The following is a 20,228-nucleotide window of genomic DNA, read 5'->3' as shown; positions in this document are numbered from 1 at the left end:
TAGCCATTAACTGGCAATATGATAACAGCCTTGTCCAGTGATTTTACTAAAGCCACCTGAGAGCTTAGTGACTTGAATTTGGGTCAAAATACGCTCTTTTAGCGCCTGCACGTGCGAGATGACGCCAATCAATTTGCCTTCTTGCTGTAAGCTGGTCAAGGTATCGAGGGCGATATCCAGTGATTCCTCATCAAGGGTGCCAAAGCCTTCGTCCAAAAATAACGAATCGACGCGAATATTATGACTGGCCATCTGCGACAGTCCGAGCGCTAATGCTAGGCTGATAATAAAGCCTTCACCGCCAGAGAGATTTTTAGTGCTGCGTCTCTCGCCACCTTGATAGTTGTCAATGACATTGAGCTCGAGCGGACTATTGTCGTCACGCGCCAGCAAATAGCGATCGCTCATTTTATGCAGCTGGGCATTGGCATGGGTCACCATGATATCAAAGGTCAGACCTTGGGCAAAGGTACGATACTTTTTGCCACTGCTTGAGCCTATCAGTTCATTGAGCTGTCGCCAGACTTGCAAGGTGTCTTTTTGATGAGCAATGGCTTGGCGCTGAGCCTGCTGGTTGCCTTTTTTCTCTTCATTGTCTTTGAGCTGTTGGCTCATGGCGCCGATTGCTTCAATCAAGCGCTGCAATTCATTTTGTGCCAATTGCTGCTGCTCAGCCAGCGACTCTCTATCTTCAGTGGTTAAAGGGTTGGCTTTTTTCTCCGCCAGTGCTTGCAAGGTTTGAGTCAATAGGGATTGCGCTTGCTTGAGCGTATCGTTGATTTGCTGCTGCTGCTCGGTTAAGTGATGACGCTCGGCAGCTGGCAGGCGCGCGCGCATGAATTCTGCTTCATCGCTAAAGTCAGAGCTGGCGAGCGCGGTTTTAAAAATATCTTCTTGCGTCGTCAGAGCAGTGCTAGCGGTCGTTAATTGCTCGGCAAGCAACTGCTGCTGTCGTTGTAATTGTTTGAGAGTGAGCTCAGCACTATCTAACTGCCGCTGCGCTACTGCTTGTTCGCTATGCGCCTGTTCAAGGACAGTGCGTAACCTTGCTTCTTCTGCATCAGGATTGATATTCATGTTGCTATTATCAACACCAATGTTCGGCACGTTATCTGCAAAAATATTGTCTGCAAAAATATCACGCCGCTCAGTGGTTAATTGTGCCAGTGTCTCGGTTTTCGCAATAATTGCTTGCAGCAAATCATCAAGCTCAACCTTTTGTTTATCCAACTGGGCTTGATTGGTTTCGATTTGCACGGTAATGCTGCTAAGCGCAGTGATTAGGTTTTGTTGGGCATTTTTATAAGCAGTAAACTGCTGCTTTAGTTGCACTAAGCTACTACGCTGCTGACGCAGCGTATCAAGGTGAACCTCATAGTCAGCTTTATTTAGCATAACTTGCTGGTCAATACTCGCTAGCAGCGGCTGTAAAGCAGCAGGTTTGGTAACAGCATCTAGCTCATACTTGCCCGCAAGATATTTATTTAATATCGCCAATATAGCGTCTTTAAGCTGTGTTAATTCGGCAAAATTCGTCGAGATTTTTTTCTCGATAGCATCCAAAGCCAGCGTGATTATTTGACTATTGCTCTTAATCTCATGAATATCAGTGGCAAGCTGATACTGCTGCTTTTCAAACGTCTCAATGGTTTTATTCGTTTTAGCAAGCTCATCGCTTAGTGCTTCATGTTGTGTAAGCGTGTCTTTTAAAGACTGCTTGCGCTCGCTAAGTTGGTCTTTAATCGTCTCTAGCAATAACAAACCATCTTTTATTAAGCGCTCTTTTATCAGGGCGGAATCGGTCGAATCATCAGCTCGCTTAGTCAACAAATCCATATCTATGCCAATTTGGCCAAGCTGAGTCATGCTTGCGGTCACAGCGTTAGAATAGGTCTTAGCCAAAAGCGGCTGTATTAAGTCATTGCTGTCCGCGCCCAGTTTTTTGATCTGCTCATAGAGTGGGGTTTTTTGCTCGTGCAACTGCTTAATCTGATTTTGTGTGGTGGCATATTCGATACGCTGCTTGGATAGGGTTTGTTCTAGCGCATTGATCGTCGTATCCAGCTCGCTTATTTGCTGCTGCATTTGAGTCACTTCGGCCGGCTCTTTGTTCAATACAGGATGATGCGCGCCGTAGGGATGCTCGCGCGCACCGCAAAGCGGGCAAGGATCGCCCTCTTTTAGTTGGGTAATATAACGCTCTAAACTGGCAACCTGTTGCCATGAATCGAGCAGCTTTTGCTTATCTTGACGTCGGTCTTTGGCGTCTGCCATAAGCGCTTCGTTGTCAGTAATGCTCGCCGCCAGTTTGGTCAAGGTATCATTAATGGTCGGCAGGGCAGTGTTTATCTTATTGATTTGGCTAGCAAGCGCTTCAATTTGCTGTGCCTTAGAGCTCACTTGCTCTATCTGGCTGTGCGTGTGCTCAATCTGCTCTTGCTCATCACGTATAGCAGCCAATGACTGCGTTTGGGTTAATGCTGCCTGCTGTTTTTGCAAAGTGGCTAGCGCTTCACGCGCTTTGGCAATCAAAGCGTTGGTCGCATCTTGCTGCTGCTGACATTGATCAAGATTGGTTTGATATTGGATTGATTGCTGATGATGAGCAATTTTTTCGTTTGCCAAAGCGGCATTATCTTGCAGCAGCGCTTTTAAGCGGCTGCCATGACTATCAAAATTTGCCGCATCGGTATCTATATCGTGCAAAGCGGCGGCGTCAATCAAGTATTTTTCTATCGTTGCTAGCTGGGCTTTGTCCTGATTGAATTGGACGGTATGATTTTCTATCTCTTGGCGTAAGCCTTGCGTATTGGTCGCTAGGCGTTGTTTTCTTTGCTGCTGATCGTCTAACGCCTGCATTTGCTGGGCGATTGCGCCATCGAGCTTACGAGCGTGAGCAATTTTTGGTAACGTGATTTGCAGCTCGTTATAGGCGCTCTGCGTATGAGCGTCAGCTGCTTTTAGCGTATTCACCGCGTGCGCAAGGCGCTCTTGTTGCTGCGGCAACTGATGGTTTAGTGCCTGCTGATCATTTTGCAAGCGTTTAACGTCATTACGATTATGGGCAAGTTGGCTGTATTGGCTGTCAATCTCCAAGGCTTTATTGGCGGCGTTAAGACGCTTAGCATTAGGAGCGAAATCTGCCTGCGCTTGCTTGGCAACCGTAACCTCGTTTTGATGATTATCGACGTTTTTTTCTAATTCTGCCACCGTATCGAGCCAGTTGACTTGCACTTGCAGACGTTGATACTGTTGTTGCTGCTTGATTTGCGCGGTTTGATGCGAGGTTAATTTTTCGTTAATCAGCGCTTCTTCATCGGCGTCTAACAAAGTTAAACCATCTAAGCCAAACTGTAGTTTATTTAAAATTTCTTCTTCCGCGCGTTTTTTTTCAAAGACATGGGTCGATATCGTCGCGTAGATATCTGTACCCGTGATTTTTTCTAAGATATCGGCGCGCTCATCGGCCTTAGCCTTTAAAAACGCGGAAAAACTCCCTTGCGCCAGTAAGATTGAACGCGTGAACTGCTGAAAATCCATTCGTGTCAGCTCAACGATTTTTTCTTTGGTGCGTGAGAGTTTGCTTTCTAGTATTTCATCGCCTTTAAGCTTGTCATCTTTGTTATCGGCATTATTTTGATGGTTAGTTTTAGGCGTTACCAAAGCAATCTCATGGGTAGCATCTTGCAAGTTACCATCCGCCTTGCCATAAGCGCGGCGCTGTCCCCAGCGGCAGCGATATTGCGTGCCATTTAAATCAATGACCACTTCCGCGAAACACTCTGCCGTTTGCCGCGTCATGACCTCGTTGCTACTTTTACTGATGTTATTAATTCGCGGCGTCTCACCATATAGCGCCAGACAAATCGCATCCAAAATCGTGGTCTTGCCAGCGCCGGTCTGTCCAGTAATAGCAAATATGCCTTCATTGATAAACGCGGAATCAGCGAAATCGATATGCCATTCGCCCTTTAAAGAGTTTAAGTTTTTGAGTCGCAGTTCGATTAGGCGCATGTGTCGGTCTTTGTCGTTTGAATGGATGGTTGTGATTGGGCTTTGGAACTTATGTTTTGATGCCGCGCTCAGCGCTCATTTATTCAGCTTGAGCGTCATCATGGTAGATATTATGGAGTATCTGCTGATAGGCGCTGCGTAATGAGGCTTTTTGGGTATCGGCAATGCCATTGATTTCTAAGCATTTATTAAACACATCAAGCTCATTTAAATCTTGTAAGGTTACAGAAGATTGCTGCTGATTGAGGACTTTATTGTAGGTGCGCGTATTTTTGATTTTTAACACTTCGCAAGTTAAACCCTCAATCATGGCATTCACTTCTTCACGCAGCTCATTGACGATTTCATAACCGTCATAAATCACTTCTAGCCAAATAGACTCTGAGGACTTTAATGATTTTATCGTAGCAGCGATGGTCGTCAAATCACCCGTTATCTGCGCCAATTTTTGAAAACAAGGAATCGGCAGCGAGATTACCTGCATTTGCCGTAACTCATCATGATGCAGTCGTTGGGAAGTTAAATCAGACGTTGTAAAAGTGGAATCAAGCTGCATCGCCTTTGACTGAGTAAAGGGTTCTTCATTGACGTTAATTGCGGCGCTTTCTTCTTGCTCAACAAAGCCAAATAAATCATCCATAAATTCAGGCGTTTGAATGACTGCTTTTTTCGCGACTTTTTCAACCTTACTTGTGGTATTGGCAGGCTGAAGAATAGTACTCTCATCAGACAAAGATTTTTCTACTTCGCCAAACTCTACCAACAACACTTGTTTTTGCTGCTTTGCTTCGCCAAAACCCATGGCGATAGGCGAGCCTGAATAGCGGATATGCTCACAGCCGCCGACGCGCTGCGGCACGTGTAAATGCCCCAGTGCCACATAATCAAAGCCATCATCAAACATGTCAGCGGAGATTTGACCGAGCGAGCCGACGTAGAGATCGCGCACGCCATCATCTTCTGTAGTCTTACTACCTGCGGCGAATAAATGCCCCGTCGCGATAATAGGAATATGGCGCTGATGGGCGTTGCTTAAATGCTCCTGTCTTGCTTTGGCAATGCTAGCCACTTCATCATAATGCGCTCGAATACCCTTGATAACATTGGCATCTTTGCAATCCATAGACTCGCCAGCATGGCTACCACGCACATCGCGGTCGCGCAGATAGGGCACAGCGGCGATAATACAATGCGGTGTGCCATCAACCGCGTCTAAAACCAACACCTCATCATTTAAATCGTCACAAGCAGTACCGATGACATGGACATTTAGAAACTTTAAGACTTTACTTGGAGCATCTAAAAAAGTCGGGGAGTCGTGGTTGCCCGCGACGATGACGATATGCTCGCAGCACAATTTTGATACTTTACCTAAAAACTCATAATACAGCGCTTGGGCTCTGTTACTTGGCGTCATGGTGTCAAAGATATCGCCGGCTACGATAAGTACGTCCACTTTTTGCGCGCTAATGGTCTCTTGTAGCCAACTTAAAAAGGCTTCAAATTCCTCATAACGCATGCGCCCATAAAGTCTGCGTCCCAAATGCCAGTCGGAGGTATGAAGAATAGTAAGCGGTTTAATAGCAAATGCAGGCATAAGTGAACTTAATAATGGTTAGAAGACTGCGATTATTCTAGCAAGAATTGCTGCGGTTTGCTGTGCTTATAACCTTATGGTTGATTCACTGTGAAAAAGACGGAAAGACTTATTCAGCATTGATGAGTAAATTCAACTTTGGTCAGTAAAATGCTCATCAAATGCAAGAAATGGGTATCGGTAATGTCATAAGAGTAAGAGTTAAAAAAGTCTAGCGGTCTATTATTAGTAGTTCCATAATAACAGTCTGTTTTAAGTAGTCTGTTAATAGGTTTGAAGGGTGAAATAGCTGGTTCCCTTGGGGTATACCCATATAATATCCATTATATTCTTAGCATTTTTCTTTGGTTTAAAAGCTATTAACGATCAAAAATTTTATCTAAACATCAAGAATGATGCAGGTTGTGGTGGCATGGGCATATAATTTGCCATCAGGCCCTACAATTTTGCCTTCAGCAGTCGCTGTTCTCCGACCAGCATGAATGACTTTGCCTTCAGCCCGTACTAAAGGTGTTGCCACTGTCAAAGCTCGCACCATATTTACTTTTATCTCTAAAGTTGTGTAGGTTTTTCCTGCTGGCAAAAGGGTATGGACAGCGCAGCCAACAGCGGAATCTAAAAGCGTGCAGAACCAGCCGCCGTGGACTGTACCCAATGGGTTGTAATGATGACGCTTTGGACGCCCTTGAAAAACGGCAATACCTTTTTCCATATGTATAGGAGTGTAGTCGAGCGTTAGACCAATAGGAGGATGAGGCAGCTCTCCTGCAAACATAGCATTAAAAATATCCATACCACTGCGAGTGGTTAAGTCTGATAATGGAATAACATCAGCGTTACCTAGCTTTTCTCTAATACGTGCTTCTTCTGCTTCCCATGTTGCTATTGTTTCTTCGACATTCATTTTCAATTCCTTAAAACGATAAATAAGAGGTTAGGCTATTTTTATAAAGGCTAAAGTTTCACCAATTAGTACTCTTAATGCCCACTTTTATTTTTAAAGTACATCGTTACATAGGCGATTAGCCAAAAGGCACAAATTGCTTGAAACCAGATAAGACTGTGCATGGTAACAGTCATGATATTATCAGTCTCTATGTTGTAGTGCAGTAACGACAACAACCCCATTAAGGCGTACAAATAAAGCCACCAACGTCCTTTGGTCATCTGGCTTTTGACAGCCACAATCAGGCCATAGATACCAATTGGTGTCATGACGAACCAGAAGGCATCTACAAGCTGAGGAGATAACCAATCAGGCTCAGGATAGTGATCGAAATGAATCACATTATGAACATAGTGTAAAATGCTCGAAAACACATTAAGTAATACAATGAAAATCAGGGTTTTATAGTGTTTGTAACGGTTTATCATGATGTACCTTGTTGATCGTCTCTAAAATATCTTGCCAAATATGAGTGTTTTTACTTCTAAAGTAGCCAAAATGTCCAACTGATTGGTCTGAGCCCCTGCCAATGCTATAGCGTTTAAAAGTGATAGGTCGATCGCTGGTCACATTTTTCCAAAAATTATGCAGGTTGCGTTCAGTACAGATTTCATCATCATCGGCAGTGAAGACGAAAGTTGGCACATTAAAATTTTTGTAAGTACCAAGGGGAATGGTTTTTCCATAGAATTTATCTGAGAAAAACAGCTCTTTTTCTCGGCACCAAGCACCCCATTCCTCTGTAAAACCAGCTGGCAAATCTTCCATGAGTTTGAAGCTTTTAGCCGGCACATAATTAAAGACTTTATTACTAAGCGGTGCTAAAAAACGGAAAAAGAAATTGGCTTTAAGGCGATAGCGAATCGGCATATAGCTAAAATATCCTGCTGAGACAGCCACTGCGATTAAAGCATCCAATTGATCAGCATTATGAGCAAGGCCAACTTGTTGACCTCCAGCGCTATGCCCTACGCAATACAAGGGTAAGTCATTGAACAGGCGCTTGGCTGTATCGATAACAGCTGGAATGTCGTACCGTCCGATATCAGAATACTGATAATGACACTCCTTTAGATGACTTATTTTAGAATCGCAAAACCCTCTATAGTTCCAAAGAATGACATGAAAACCATGCTCTCTTAAGTATTTAGCAAACGGCAAATAATAAGAAGTTTTAGTAGCGGTTCCTGGATTTATTAGAACAACGGCCTTAGGGTTATTCGCTTTATAGAGGGTTGCACGCAGCTCGACGTTGTCGTCCGTCAGAATATTTATATCCATAAAAGAACCTACTTGTTGTTAATTAACGCCTACTATAAACTATGGACATTACTCCATAGTCAAGCGTTAATTGAGGGTGCTCGATAATGAATATAAAAGAATTAACTGAAACAGTCGGACTAAGCAGAGATACGATCCGTTTTTACGAAAGGGAAGGATTAATTTCGTCACCATCTAGAAAATCTAATGGTTATAGAGATTACGATAACAGGATTGTGGAACAGCTCAATATGATTATTATGGCGAAGGAGTTAGGTTTCACCTTAAAAGAGATTAGAGAGCTAACAGAGCTATTGTATTCAAACAACCTGACGCAATCACAAATGGGTGAAAAGCTTCTAGAAAAAAACAAACAGCTAGAAATTAAAATTTCAGAACTGTCTAAGATGAAAACGTTAATCGATAGTGCATTAAAAGGTATGTGTGAATATAAGGATAAGTTGGCGCTTTGAGACCTTCCTAAATTTTGTGTAAGTATTTAATCTAAACGTCAGTTACACAGAATCTGGGATGGTCTCTTCAAGTCCTCACTAGGGTACCAAACCATTGAAAGTACCTGATTGGCTCCTCATAGGTATACCTTTAACAAACTATTATTATGTCAACGTCATAGAGGTTTTTGATGCTCTCTACAATCTCGATAGTCGCTTGACCTTAATCGCACTTAGCCAATGACTAATTGCTCCACATCACCAGCGGTTGCCAAATTAGCGACCATTGATAGCGCATGTGCTTGCTGGCTAGTAGGGGCTTTTGCCGCCGCTGTCTTGCCACCGCGCAACCAATTGTCATCGGTATCAGCAGCATTTTCGTTGTTTTGCTCATTGTCTACATGATACCAAGCCAGATCATGATGCAGTCCAACCACATCTCCCATAATCAGCAGAGCAGGCGTGGGTAGCTGATTTTGTTCTTGCAATTCAACAATATTGGCAAGCGTACCAGTTAATACTTGCTGATTGGGCATACTGGCATTAGAGACGATGGCGATTGGGGTATCGCTACTACGCCCAGCGTCAATCAAGCCTTCAGTCAAGCGCGGCATCGAGTGTAGACCCATATAAAACACCACCGTCTCATCAGTGTTTAAAAAGCTTTTAAAGTTGCTATTGGGCGCGCCAGCCTTTAAAAACCCTGTAACGAAACGCACTGATTGTGAGTGGTCACGGTGCGTGAGTGGAATACCTGCATAACTTGCAGCAGCATTAGCAGCAGTGATACCAGGCACAACTTGATAAGGGACGCCATGCGCACGCAAGCTTTCAATCTCTTCACCGCCGCGGCCAAAGATAAAGGGATCACCGCCTTTTAAACGCACCACACGGCGACCTTCTTTTGCACTATTGACAAGCAGCTCATTGATGCCAAGCTGAGCGACGGCATGGTTGCTACGTTTTTTACCGACAAATACTTTGTCAGCATCGCGGCGGCATAAATCCAATACTTGCGGTGATACTAACGCATCATAATAGACGATATCGGCTTGCTGCATGAGGCGCAGCGCTTTAAAGGTCAGCAGCTCTGGATCACCGGGGCCTGCACCGACGATATAAACTTCACCCATTGGATTTTTTACGGTGTGAGATTCTGTAGATGTATTATCTGCTGTACTTTTTTCATTGATAGCGGATGCAGTGTTATCTAAATCCGCTTGCAGTCGCGCCGCTGCTGCATCTTCATTACCAGCAAACATCAGCTGACTGACTTCACCTTCAAAAGCGCGCTCCCAAAACTGACGACGTCCTGTCAGCGTTGGGATTTTGGTTTTTACCTCATCCCGAAAGTCACCAGCCAGCTTGGCCAATTTGCCATAACCTTGCGGGATTAACGTCTCTAAACGTGCGCGCAGTAAACGTGCCAGCACCGGCGCTTTGCCATTGGATGATATGCCAATCACAATTGGATTACGATCAACGATGGCTGGGAAAATAAAGTCGCATAAATGCGGCGTATCAACCACATTAACGGGAATATTCAGCTCGCTGGCATCAGCGTGAATCTGATGATTGAGCGCTTCATCATCGGTAGCGGCGATAATAACGCGTGCGCCAGTCATATAAGCTTGATTGTAGTTTTCATAAATCAGTTCGTGCTTGGCTTTGTCCTTAGTATGGCTGAGCAAAGCTTGTATTTCAGCACTGATAGTTGGTGCAAGAATCGTGATCGCAGCACCAGCGCGCCTGAGTAAGTCTGCTTTACGTAGCGCGACATCACCGCCACCAACGATCAGTACTTTGCGGTCTTCTAATTTAAAAAATAGCGGAAAGGTGTTCATAGCTTCACCAATGATTCAGTCAATATAAAATATGTCATCATTATGCGGTATCACGCGCTGCGTCTCATGCAGTGAATTGGCATTAACATATTCGTTTTTGTCATGTTGCTGATGGTTTTTGCTAAGATGTGGAATAGCTGGGGAATAAAAACGTAGAAACGTGGCAGAAAAAAACCACAAGCTCACTTTTAAGCTTGTGGCTGATGTGGATTCTAAATCTTATATTTACATGGATAGAGTTTAACGTACTGCCAAAGTCTACTCAAACTCACTTAGCATCTTAGTAATACGCGCATCTTTTTGTTGCCAAATGTCCTCGAGCCAATCAAACATCATTTTTTTAGTGGCTTCATCACGGTCATAGCCACCATCCATAATGGCCGCAAATAACTCGTCCGGTATGGTTAAGCGCGTCACATCGACGCCCAAGCGACGGATATTACCTTTCCATAAATCATCATAGTCAGGCGCACCGTCGGGATAGACGATAGTCACGTCTAAAATCGAATCCAATTCATTGCCTAACGCATTAAGCGCCAATGACAACCCGCCAGCGCGTGGTTTTAATAAATGCTCATAAGGTGAGCCTTGCTTATCATGTTTTTCTTTCGTAAAGCGCGTGCCTTCTAAATAGTTTAATAGCGCAAAAGGTTTGTTTTTTAATTGACGACAGGCGCGCTTTGCTTCTTCGATATCCTTACCTTTGAGGGCAGGATTTTTGGCAATCGCTTCTTTAGAGTGGCGGCGCATCATTGGGAAGTCTAAGAAATAAAAGGCTTGACCGATAACGGGAATATAAATCAAATTAAACTTGGTGAAAAACCTTGTTAGAGGCAGGGTGTCTTGGCTGATATATTGCACGATACTGGTATCGACCCACGACTGATGGTTACTGACCAAGAGATACTGCTTATCTTCGCTTAGATCATCGGGCAGGTTGATGCGCCAGTCTTTATGAGGTAATGCGTGGTCGATAACGGCATTATTAGTATTAATCCAATATTTGGTAATTGCAATTAAGGCATCATCGGTCAGTTTTGACCCAGTCAATACTTTCGCCGCGCCCATAGTCCAGACCGGTAGACCAACCAACGCACTATTGGCAGTGAGGACGCCAGTACCCGTCAAAAAAGAAGCGGCCTTGCCGACAGCTGGCAATTTATCATGCAGTTTTTCATAGAATGAATCGATTTTTTTTATTAAAGGCATATCAAATATCCGTATTGATGAGTGTGGCAAAGCCATGATCGAGCTTGATGATAAAAAGGCGCACAGGTAGCCGCAACGACGGGCAGCTTCGTCCATAGTTTAGCTTTAAAAGGTTGGCTTAACGTTTAATGTGATGTTGCGCCAGCTTTGAAGCCATAGAATACCTTAATGTTAGCCAATAAAACGTTAAGAAAACGTTATTTATGCAACTAAAAGGCTAGATAAGTGCCAGTTATTGGCTGATTAAAAATGTCTAACCTAGGGCGTGTCATCAATTAAGCCAAACGACACAAGAAACTAGATGAACCGCACTTAAGAAATGACAGGCTAACTTGTCATAGCGAGTGGCAATCGCACGATACTGCTTAATCTTGGCAAAGAAGTTCTCTATTAGGTGCCGTGCTTTATAAAGCTCTTTATCGAAGTCTCTTGGCTGCAGCCGATGACACTTAGATGGTATAACTGCATTACCTTGCACTGCTTTAATCGGTTCAATAACACGGGCATCAGCATCGTAAGCTTTATCGGCAAGCCACGTTTGACTAATACTGACATCGAGCAATTCATCTGAGCCACACAGGTCATGAGCTGCGCCACCTGTTAGATAAAAGCCAGTAGGATTGCCTAATGCATCTGTTCGAGTATGTATTTTAGTCGTCAGTCCACCTTTGCTGCGTCCAATGGCTTGATCCCTTTTTTTCCAGCACTGTGCTGGTGGGCTTTAACAATCGTGGCATCTAGCATGGCATATTCGTCATCGGATTGTTCAGAGAGTTGATTAAAAACCTGCTCCCATACGCCTTTTTTTGACCAGCGACTAAAACGAGTATGAATCACTCTGAAGTCGCCAAAGCGTTCAGGTAGGTCACGCCAAGGTATGCCGGTCTTGTAACGGTACAGAACCGCTTCTACGAACAAGCGGTTATCCTTTGCAGTAACACCAACGTCACTTGGTTTACCAGGTAGAATGTCTTTAATTCTCTCCCATTGGTCATCACGTAGGGCATGTCGTCTTGTCATAGTCATTGAGCTCAAATTCCTAAATACGATCTAAGTATAGCTTATTCTGAAATATCTATGCTAATTGATGACACGCCCTAGATGTGATCAGATAGAAAAAAGTTTTATTTACAATATAAAAAACAAGGATGAACATGATGAAATTACAAGACAGGGTGGCTATTATATTTGGCGGTACCTCAGGACTAGGCGAAGCGACTGCAAAAGCGTATGCCGATGAAGGGGCAAAGGTCGTCGTCACGGGTCGCGATGAAGAAGACGGCAAACGCATTGTCAAAGACATGACGGATAAAGGTCAAGACGCTCTCTTTGTGCATGCCGATGTGACCAAAAAAGCAGAGATTGAAGCGGTAGTTGATAAAGCCTTAGAAGGTTATGGTCAAATTGACATTTTATATAATGGCGCTGGCATCCATGACGCTTATGATAATGCTGTCGAGTTAGAAGAAGACTTATACGATAAATTGATGGCAATTAATGTCAAAGCGCCATACCTCGCCTCAAAAGCGGTGATTCCGCACTTTATCAAGCAAGGACGTGGAGTTATCATCAATGTTGGCTCACAAGCCACGCAAATGGCAGGCCCCGGTGGTTCTGCTTATGTGACTTCCAAGCATGCGGTGTTAGGATTTACCAAACAGTTGGCATTTGATTTTGGCAGTCAAGGGATCAAAGTAAATATTCTATCGCCGGGCTTTATCGAAACGCCTATGACCGATGGTATTGACGATGAGCGCTTAAATCGTATACCAGCTAAGCGTGCTGGCAAGCCCGAAGAGATTGCAGCGCTCGCGGTATTTTTGGCGTCTGATGACTCAAACTATATGCACGGCTCGAACGTCTTTATGGATGGTGGTTGGGTTCTCGGTCGTAAATAACGTTCTGAAAAGCTATAATCTTAAGCTATCTAAGTGTAAAAAGCCCTCTTAAATAATAAGAGGGCTTTTTAATTTCACAGGTTAAGAATAAAGCTTAAAGCTGCGTATGCAATCCACACTCACGGCTTTCTTCAACTTTGGTTGGATCAAAGTAATCAAACTCGTTAGGCAAATCATGCTCTTCAAGATACACGTCTAAATCCGCGTCTGTTTTTTCAAATAAAGGTGCAACTTTTAACACGCCATCTTTTGATAAGCTAAGCACATCAAGACCTTGGCGGAATTCAGTTTGATCTTTGCGAATGGCGTTAAACCAGACATCAGGTTTTAGCTCATCTAACGCACGGCGAAATGGCTCAAGTTTTACTTGATCAGTGAATTCATCATGTTGCGGATTATCAATGCCTGGGATACCGTTCATGGTTGCGTCACGATAGGCAGCCGTTTGCTTAGGAATATAAGTGATAACGTTTAAGTTTAAGTCACGGATAACTTTATTGGCAAATTGATAGGTCGCATCGGTGTTATAACCTGAATCTACCCACAATACCGTGATGTCAGGGCGCTGCTTAGCAACCAAATGCAAAATCGCGGACTCATATGGGCGGAAATTGGTGGTGATAATGGGGTTTTTAGCTTGGCTAAGCGCCCATGCGACGATTTCTTCTGGTGATTTACCTTTTAATTCTTGGTTGGCTTGATCGATATCTAAATTTGGGTGTAATTGGCTCATGATGGATTCCTTAAGGGTAAAAAAATATATAAATGATTGATAATAAGTAGAGTGGTGACTATGAATATTAAGCACCAGCAAACATCGGTAGGTCGGCGGCGTTACGACCGTCATAACTACTGGCAAGCGCATTAAATGCTTGGCTGATATCAGAAATAGAGTGCAAATCATGCGCACTTATCACAAAACTGTCGGCGCCTGCGCGTAGCAGATAGGCGATTTGATCGCGGCCAAACTTGCCAGCCATACGAATCTCGCCTTGATAGCCCATTTGGCGTAAGGTTTGGGCGTAACTAAAACCACGTCCGTCCGTGAAAGCGGGAACGTGAATCACAATCAAATCTTGCTGTAATAAAAACTCTGGAATACGCGTCAGCACTTCGGTGTCGCTATCGGATGTCACCCAGACACCGGTACGGCTGATATGCTTGGCTAACAATTCACGTACTTGTAATAGTAGTCCGCCTGCAATATTGCCTTTAGCATCTAATAAATCAGCAAGCGGTAAAACGACTTCGAGTTTTTCTTGTTTTTGCAGCAGCTCTAGCAGTGATATATCGGTCAGGGTAATACCATCAGGCAGCTCATTGGTGCTAAGCGCAAGCCAAGTGTCAGTCTCACTGATATCGGTGCCATCGCTATTGAACACATGATGATTAGCCATAGACCTTCTCCTTAAAAGGGGCAATACCAATACGGTCAACTAAGTCACCAAAGCCTTCGACATCATTGTCATTACTGACGCGCTGCTCAAGGTAGACGTCGATTATCTTTTGTATCGTCGTTGCTACGGCATCGGTTGGTACAGCCTTGCCCAATATCTTACCGAGTTTGGCGTCGTTGCTAGAGTTACCGCCAAGGCTGATTTGATACCAGTATTCACCTTTTTTATCGACCCCAAGGATACCGATATCGCCGGTATGGTGATGGGCGCAGGCATTCATACAGCCAGACATATTGAGGCGAATCTCACCTAAGTCATAAAGGTAGTCGAGATCATTAAACTGTTTTTCGATTTGCTCAGCGATATTGTGGGTTGTGGCATTGGCAAGCGAGCAAAAATCCCAGCCTGGGCAGACGATCATATCGGTTAGGGTGTTGATATTTGGACGGGCCAAATGTAGCGCCGCCAGCTGCTGCCATAGCTCGTACAAGCGGTTGGTTTGTACATCGGCAAAGACCAGGTTTTGCTGATAAGTGCCGCGCAGCTCGCCAAAGCTATGTTCGTCAGCGAGGTCGGCGAGGGCGTCCATTTGCGACTCAGTAATATCACCTGACGGTACGTAGCGTCCGTCGACCAAGCCCGCTTTTAACGAAATGACCACCGCGCGGTAGCCTGCGATTTTATGCGCCACGGTATTTTGCTGATACCAATTGGCAAAGTCTTTATCAGCCTCTAGTTGCTGCTGCAAGTCCGACTGTACCTGTAGCGCATCAAAGCTAAGATAATCAGGCTCAGTAAAATAGCTGCTGGCCTTGTCAAAGTTGGCATCGGTCAAGGTCAACGGCCCATCTTTGATATTGGCTTCCCATTCGGCATCGACCAATTTGGCAAACGCAGGGCCGCCCATGCTATCGACCAATATCTTGATACGCGCTTTGAATTTATTGTCGCGGCGACCATGCAGATTGTAGACACGCAAAATCGCATCTAAATAGCTGAGCAGATGCTGGCGTGGTAAAAATGTATTAATGGTTTTGCCAATCACGGGCGTACGCCCAAGACCGCCACCAACTATCACTTCAAAGCCAAGCTCGCCTGCGTCATTTTTCTTTAAATGCAGTCCGATATCATGCACCTGCGTTGCCGCGCGGTCTTTTGCCGTACCGATGACGGCAATTTTAAATTTACGCGGTAAAAAAGCAAATTCCGGATGAAAGGTTGACCACTGGCGAATAATCTCGCAATAAGGACGCGGATCGGCGATCTCTTCTTTATGAATACCCGCATAAGGGTCGGTGGTGGTATTACGGATACAGTTGCCCGAGGTTTGGATCGAGTGCATTTGCACCGATGCCAATTCTGCCAAAATATCTGGCACTTCTTCAAGTTTTGGCCAGTTCAGCTGCATATTGGTACGGGTGGTAAAGTGGCCGTAGCCTTTGTCATATTTACGGGTAATCTCCGCCAATTTGCGTAATTGATAGGTTGCCAGCAAGCCATAAGGCACGGCGATACGTAGCATCGGTGCATAGCGCTGGATATATAGCCCATTTTGTAAACGCAGCGGTAAAAACTGCTCTTCTGGCAGCTCACCTGCCAAAAACCGTTCGGTTTGGTCGCGAAACTGGGCGACTCGTTCTTCTACCAAGGTTTGGTCAGCGTAATTATATTGATACATGACGTAATCTCAATTTTGTTTGAAACATAAAAGCGGCGACGAAAATGATTTGCGTGTGTAATCGATCTTATTGCCAGTCGCAAGGTAAACAATTCAGAGTCACATCATATAAGCTTGCGTCTATAAACATAAATTCCTTTAAGACATATGTATATCCAAAGTCAGCATAAATTTTCATAACCAAAGTTAGGTAGCCTATGTTTATCAAATTTAAGCGCTCATTCTCCTGACCAACTATCTCTCAATTTCATTATTAAGGTTTTAAAAATGACATCTACCAATCCCAATCTCTCCTCATCAAAACTTGTGCCGCCGCACGGCAGCAGCGAGCTAAAACCGTTACTATTAAAGGGTGATGCCCGCAACCAAGCATTGAAAATTGCCAGCAGCTTGCCGACGATTACCTTAAGCTCTCGTGAGCGTGGCGATTTGATTATGCTCGGTATTGGTGGATTTACGCCGCTAAATGGTTTTATGAATCAGGCAGATTGGCAGGGCGTCGTGGATGATATGCGCCTGCAGAGTGGCGACAATGCTGGCTTGTTTTGGCCGATTCCCATCACCTTATCAGCGCCTAAAGCGACTGCCGACAGCCTAAACCAAGGTGATAAAGTCGCATTGGTTGCGAAAGATGGCGAGATTATGGGCATCTTAACGGTAGAAGAGACTTATACCATCGATAAAGCCCATGAGTGTCAACAAGTCTTTACCACCACAGATTCTGAGCATCCGGGCGTACAACAAGTACTCAACCAAGGTGAAGTAAACATTGCAGGTAGTGTCGAAGTATTAAGCGAAGGCGAGTTCCCAACTTTATACCCAGAGATTTATAAAACCCCTGCTGAAACGCGGGAAATACTGGATGCTAAAGGCTGGAAAACGGTCGCCGCTTTCCAAACGCGTAATCCGATGCACCGCTCACACGAATATCTAGCCAAGATTGCTATCGAGATTTGCGATGGGGTATTGATTCATTCATTGCTCGGGGCACTCAAACCGGGCGATATCCCAGCTGAAGTACGCCAAGAAGCGATTAAAACCTTGATTGATAATTACTTTAGACAAGACACCGTCATTCAAGCCGGTTATCCGCTCGATATGCGCTATGCCGGACCACGCGAGGCGCTACTACACGCGGTATTCCGTCAAAACTACGGCTGTAGTCATTTGATTGTCGGCCGTGACCATGCCGGTGTCGGTGATTATTATGGTGCCTTTGATGCGCAGACTATCTTTGAATATGTCGGTAAAGATGATTTGATTACTCAGCCGTTAAAAATTGGCTGGACGTTTTGGTGTAATGCTTGTAATGCCATGGCTTCTGATAAAACCTGCCCGCATGAAGCATCTGAGCATGTCAAAGTATCAGGCACGAAGCTGCGTAAAGCACTATCAGAAGATGAGGACGTGCCAGAGAACTTTAGCCGTCCTGAAGTACTAGAGATTCTGCGCAGTTATTATGCGGGTATCGCAAAAGAGGAACGTGCTGAGGTGAAATTAGTCGGTGCATCTGCGGTTTAAGTAATATTTTATCGTCATCAATAAAAGTATTAAAAAAGGTGTCAGATTAAACGTCTGACACCTTTTTTATTATCTAAAGCCAACCATTAAAGCGGTTAATGCAGCTCTAAATCTCCCTCAAGCTTCTGATACTCGCCAACGATTGAGCCACCACCCGAACAAAAATAATTCAGCGTGTATTTATCTTGGCTATCAATAGACAAGGTGTCATCCTTAAATTGAAAGAACGCCGTACTGTCATTGACCTTAGTTTGAAAAATGACACCGTGCGCCTCGTCTTGTCCCATTAATGTCGCTTTACCATCGAAGTGACAAGTTGGTTTTTTCACATCACCACGCGCTCGTACCTTAATATCAATTTGCTCGCCATTGTCTGCGCCGTCAGCTCTTATCATCACACCCACCCAATCATAGCCTTGGGCACGCTTGGCATAACCGTCAGAGGCGTAATCGCCAACGACCGTCTGCACCGCTGGTGTGACAGCAGCGTTTGGTTGCTGAATCGTTTGGTTATTAACGCTTGGCGTTACGTTATTACAGCCACTTAAGGCCAATAAAGCGATAGAGGTCGTTAAAATACCTACAAAAAAGCGTGACTGACGGGCATGACGAGGTGGAGACTTGATCATTGCATTACCTTTATTAAAGGGGTTGGTAAACAGGAAATAAGTGAAAGCGGATGGGCTAAGTTTTATCAGTGCAGCGCCTGATATACAACAAGCTAAGGGATAATATCGACTCTATAGAGGCTCGTCTAGAGCCTAAGCAATACCGTAACTTACTCAAAAGTGTCTGCTTATCACAAAACTACAAAAATACCGAGGAAAGACAAGCACTTTAGAATAACTAATAAAATTACTTATGCCAAGTTAATCACTCGATAAGCGTATTTGTCACTAAGCAATTGTCTCACAGGCTGTTAGCATATTGCTCATTATCCATAGAACCAAATTTCGAAATGCAAGGTTTTTATCCCTATTATTAGAGAACAACGTTCCTATCGAGAGCAAATATGCAGCCAAATAAAAAGAGCGGCCAAAAAACATCTCACAAGCATATCAATGCGCGTGCTTCTTTCGCCATTCAACCTAAAAGCATCGGCACAGTGCTCACCAATCGCTTTAGTTTTACCGTCAATCTTACCAGCAGTTTTGGTCTTGGTAGTGTGCTTGCAGCGGCGGTACTGATCACAGGCTGCAACCCTACCGAAGCCAACCAAAATGACGCCGCAAACGAGGCAAAAAATATTGATTTATTAAATGTGTCTTATGATGTCTCACGCGACTTTTATAAAGACTACAACCCGTTGTTTAATGCAAATTATCAGCAAAAACACCCAAGTATCAAGGTGAATATCAACCAATCGCATGGCGGCTCGAGCAAACAAGCGCTGGCGGTCGCCAATGGCTTGCAGGCGGACGTCGTTACTTTAAACCAAGAAAGCGATATGAATTTGCTGGTTGAAAAAGGCTTGGTTGCTAGCGATTGGCAACAGGCATTGCCAAACAATGCCGTGCCTTATACCAGTACCATGGTGCTCTTAGTTCGTGCGGGCAACCCAAAAGGCATCAAAGACTGGTCAGATTTGGCGCGTAACGATATTGCCGTAGTATTGCCAAATCCCAAGACCAGTGGCACGGCGCGTTATGCCTTTTTGGGCGCTTATGGCTACGGCTTACATCATTTTAAAGAAAAGGTGCAAAGCCCCGCCAAAACCGATACTTTTATCAAAAAACTACTGGCAAACGTCGTCACCTATGACAATGGCGCGCGCGCTGCCACCACGACCTTTACCCAGCGCGGTCTTGGTGATGTTTTAATCACCACCGAAAATGAAGCGCATCTGGCTGCTAAGCAGTTCGCGAAGGGAAAAGTCGATATCGTGTATCCAAGTTACTCGATTGTGATTGCCAACCCTGTGGCTGTGGTGAAAACCGTAACCGATAAAAAAGGCACCACCGCCGCGGCAAATGACTATTTAACAGGCCTATGGTCGACGCCCGCACAAGAGCTGATGGCACAGATGTATATGCGCCCTAGTAATACCAAGGTGCTTGCCGCACACAGCAAGACCTTACCTGAAATTGCAACCTTTGAGCCTGTGGCGGTATTTGGTGATTGGGAAAGCATCATGGCGACGTTCTTTGTCGATGGCGGGCGTTTTGATCAGCTGGCGAGAGTGAAGTAGAGCTGCGTTTTACATAGTTATAAGCAATTTTCATTAGCGAATAATAAAAGTGTAAAGGCAATTTAAGAAATTTCTCGTTTAAGTGTTTGATAAGGCTATATTTTAATCACCATTACTTCATTATTCCATTTTGGCAATAACATACGCATATTCATCATTAAACATAATAAGCTGGCGCTGTTAGCATACTTGCATCATTTAATAAATATCATCTATCAGACACC

Annotated in this window: 15 protein-coding genes and 1 pseudogene; 4 read left to right on the top strand and 12 right to left on the bottom strand. The window is 44.4% G+C overall.

Features of this window, described 5'->3' with window-relative positions; all coding sequences use genetic code 11:
• Positions 1–6: 6 nt before the first annotated feature.
• The 5 genes from H9653_RS01355 to H9653_RS01335 all read right to left on the bottom strand — a co-directional run bounded on the left by H9653_RS01355 (position 7) and on the right by H9653_RS01335 (position 7,838).
• Positions 7–4,014, bottom strand: a complete 4,008-nt coding sequence (locus tag H9653_RS01355; RefSeq protein WP_191689876.1) for an AAA family ATPase — start codon at positions 4,012–4,014, stop codon at positions 7–9.
• Between the two features lie 79 nt (positions 4,015–4,093).
• On the bottom strand, positions 4,094–5,611 hold the full coding sequence (locus H9653_RS01350; protein WP_191689874.1) for an exonuclease SbcCD subunit D C-terminal domain-containing protein: 1,518 nt from the start codon (positions 5,609–5,611) through the stop codon (positions 4,094–4,096).
• Between the two features lie 379 nt (positions 5,612–5,990).
• Positions 5,991–6,515 carry a PaaI family thioesterase gene (locus H9653_RS01345; protein WP_031944047.1) on the bottom strand — a complete coding sequence of 175 codons (525 nt, stop codon included), beginning with the start codon at positions 6,513–6,515 and terminating at the stop codon, positions 5,991–5,993.
• A gap of 74 nt (positions 6,516–6,589) precedes the next feature.
• Entirely contained in the window at positions 6,590–6,898 is a 309-nt protein-coding gene (locus H9653_RS01340; RefSeq protein ID WP_225211549.1) for a hypothetical protein, read from the bottom strand.
• A 61-nt stretch (positions 6,899–6,959) separates the two neighbouring features.
• Positions 6,960–7,838 carry an alpha/beta hydrolase family protein gene (locus H9653_RS01335; protein ID WP_191689872.1) on the bottom strand — a complete coding sequence of 293 codons (879 nt, stop codon included), beginning with the start codon at positions 7,836–7,838 and terminating at the stop codon, positions 6,960–6,962.
• Positions 7,839–7,924: 86 nt separating this feature from the next.
• Here H9653_RS01335 and H9653_RS01330 point away from each other — a divergent pair, with 86 nt between their 5' ends.
• Positions 7,925–8,290: a MerR family transcriptional regulator gene (locus H9653_RS01330; protein WP_191689870.1), complete on the top strand. Its 366-nt coding sequence runs from the start codon at positions 7,925–7,927 to the stop codon at positions 8,288–8,290.
• A gap of 212 nt (positions 8,291–8,502) precedes the next feature.
• On the opposite strand, the gene cysG is transcribed toward H9653_RS01330, so the two are convergent.
• The 3 genes and pseudogenes from cysG to H9653_RS01315 form a co-directional block, all read right to left on the bottom strand.
• Positions 8,503–10,113, bottom strand: a complete 1,611-nt coding sequence (gene cysG, locus H9653_RS01325; protein ID WP_191689868.1) for a siroheme synthase CysG — start codon at positions 10,111–10,113, stop codon at positions 8,503–8,505.
• A 258-nt stretch (positions 10,114–10,371) separates the two neighbouring features.
• Positions 10,372–11,322 carry an acyltransferase gene (locus H9653_RS01320; protein ID WP_191689866.1) on the bottom strand — a complete coding sequence of 317 codons (951 nt, stop codon included), beginning with the start codon at positions 11,320–11,322 and terminating at the stop codon, positions 10,372–10,374.
• A 271-nt stretch (positions 11,323–11,593) separates the two neighbouring features.
• Positions 11,594–12,342: pseudogene (locus H9653_RS01315) on the bottom strand (IS5 family transposase).
• 134 nt (positions 12,343–12,476) lie between these two features.
• On the opposite strand from H9653_RS01315, the gene H9653_RS01310 reads away from it, so the two are divergent.
• Positions 12,477–13,220 carry an SDR family NAD(P)-dependent oxidoreductase gene (locus H9653_RS01310; RefSeq protein WP_191689864.1) on the top strand — a complete coding sequence of 248 codons (744 nt, stop codon included), beginning with the start codon at positions 12,477–12,479 and terminating at the stop codon, positions 13,218–13,220.
• Positions 13,221–13,314: 94 nt separating this feature from the next.
• Here H9653_RS01310 and H9653_RS01305 read toward each other — a convergent pair whose 3' ends face one another.
• The 3 genes from H9653_RS01305 to H9653_RS01295 all read right to left on the bottom strand — a co-directional run bounded on the left by H9653_RS01305 (position 13,315) and on the right by H9653_RS01295 (position 16,295).
• On the bottom strand, positions 13,315–13,953 hold the full coding sequence (locus H9653_RS01305; RefSeq protein ID WP_191689862.1) for a phosphoadenosine phosphosulfate reductase domain-containing protein: 639 nt from the start codon (positions 13,951–13,953) through the stop codon (positions 13,315–13,317).
• A gap of 67 nt (positions 13,954–14,020) precedes the next feature.
• Positions 14,021–14,617: a DUF934 domain-containing protein gene (locus H9653_RS01300; protein ID WP_191689859.1), complete on the bottom strand. Its 597-nt coding sequence runs from the start codon at positions 14,615–14,617 to the stop codon at positions 14,021–14,023.
• Positions 14,610–16,295: a nitrite/sulfite reductase gene (locus H9653_RS01295; protein WP_068405368.1), complete on the bottom strand. Its 1,686-nt coding sequence runs from the start codon at positions 16,293–16,295 to the stop codon at positions 14,610–14,612. The genes H9653_RS01300 and H9653_RS01295 overlap by 8 nt, the downstream gene beginning before the upstream one ends.
• 267 nt (positions 16,296–16,562) lie before the next feature.
• On the opposite strand from H9653_RS01295, the gene sat reads away from it, so the two are divergent.
• Positions 16,563–17,816 (top strand): sulfate adenylyltransferase, encoded by a 1,254-nt coding sequence (sat, locus tag H9653_RS01290; RefSeq protein WP_191689856.1) that lies wholly within the window; start codon positions 16,563–16,565, stop codon positions 17,814–17,816.
• Between the two features lie 95 nt (positions 17,817–17,911).
• On the opposite strand, the gene H9653_RS01285 is transcribed toward sat, so the two are convergent.
• Positions 17,912–18,445, bottom strand: a complete 534-nt coding sequence (locus tag H9653_RS01285; protein WP_191689854.1) for a hypothetical protein — start codon at positions 18,443–18,445, stop codon at positions 17,912–17,914.
• Positions 18,446–18,828: 383 nt separating this feature from the next.
• Here H9653_RS01285 and H9653_RS01280 point away from each other — a divergent pair, with 383 nt between their 5' ends.
• Positions 18,829–20,004, top strand: coding sequence for a sulfate ABC transporter substrate-binding protein (locus H9653_RS01280; protein WP_082894297.1), 1,176 nt, complete (start codon positions 18,829–18,831; stop codon positions 20,002–20,004).
• Positions 20,005–20,228 lie beyond the last annotated feature (224 nt).

It is taken from the genome of Psychrobacter communis (assembly GCF_014836505.1).
GTDB lineage: Bacteria > Pseudomonadota > Gammaproteobacteria > Pseudomonadales > Moraxellaceae > Psychrobacter > Psychrobacter faecalis.
Note: the sequence above shows the minus strand (reverse complement) of the source record. Positions and strands in the feature narration are given on the sequence as shown.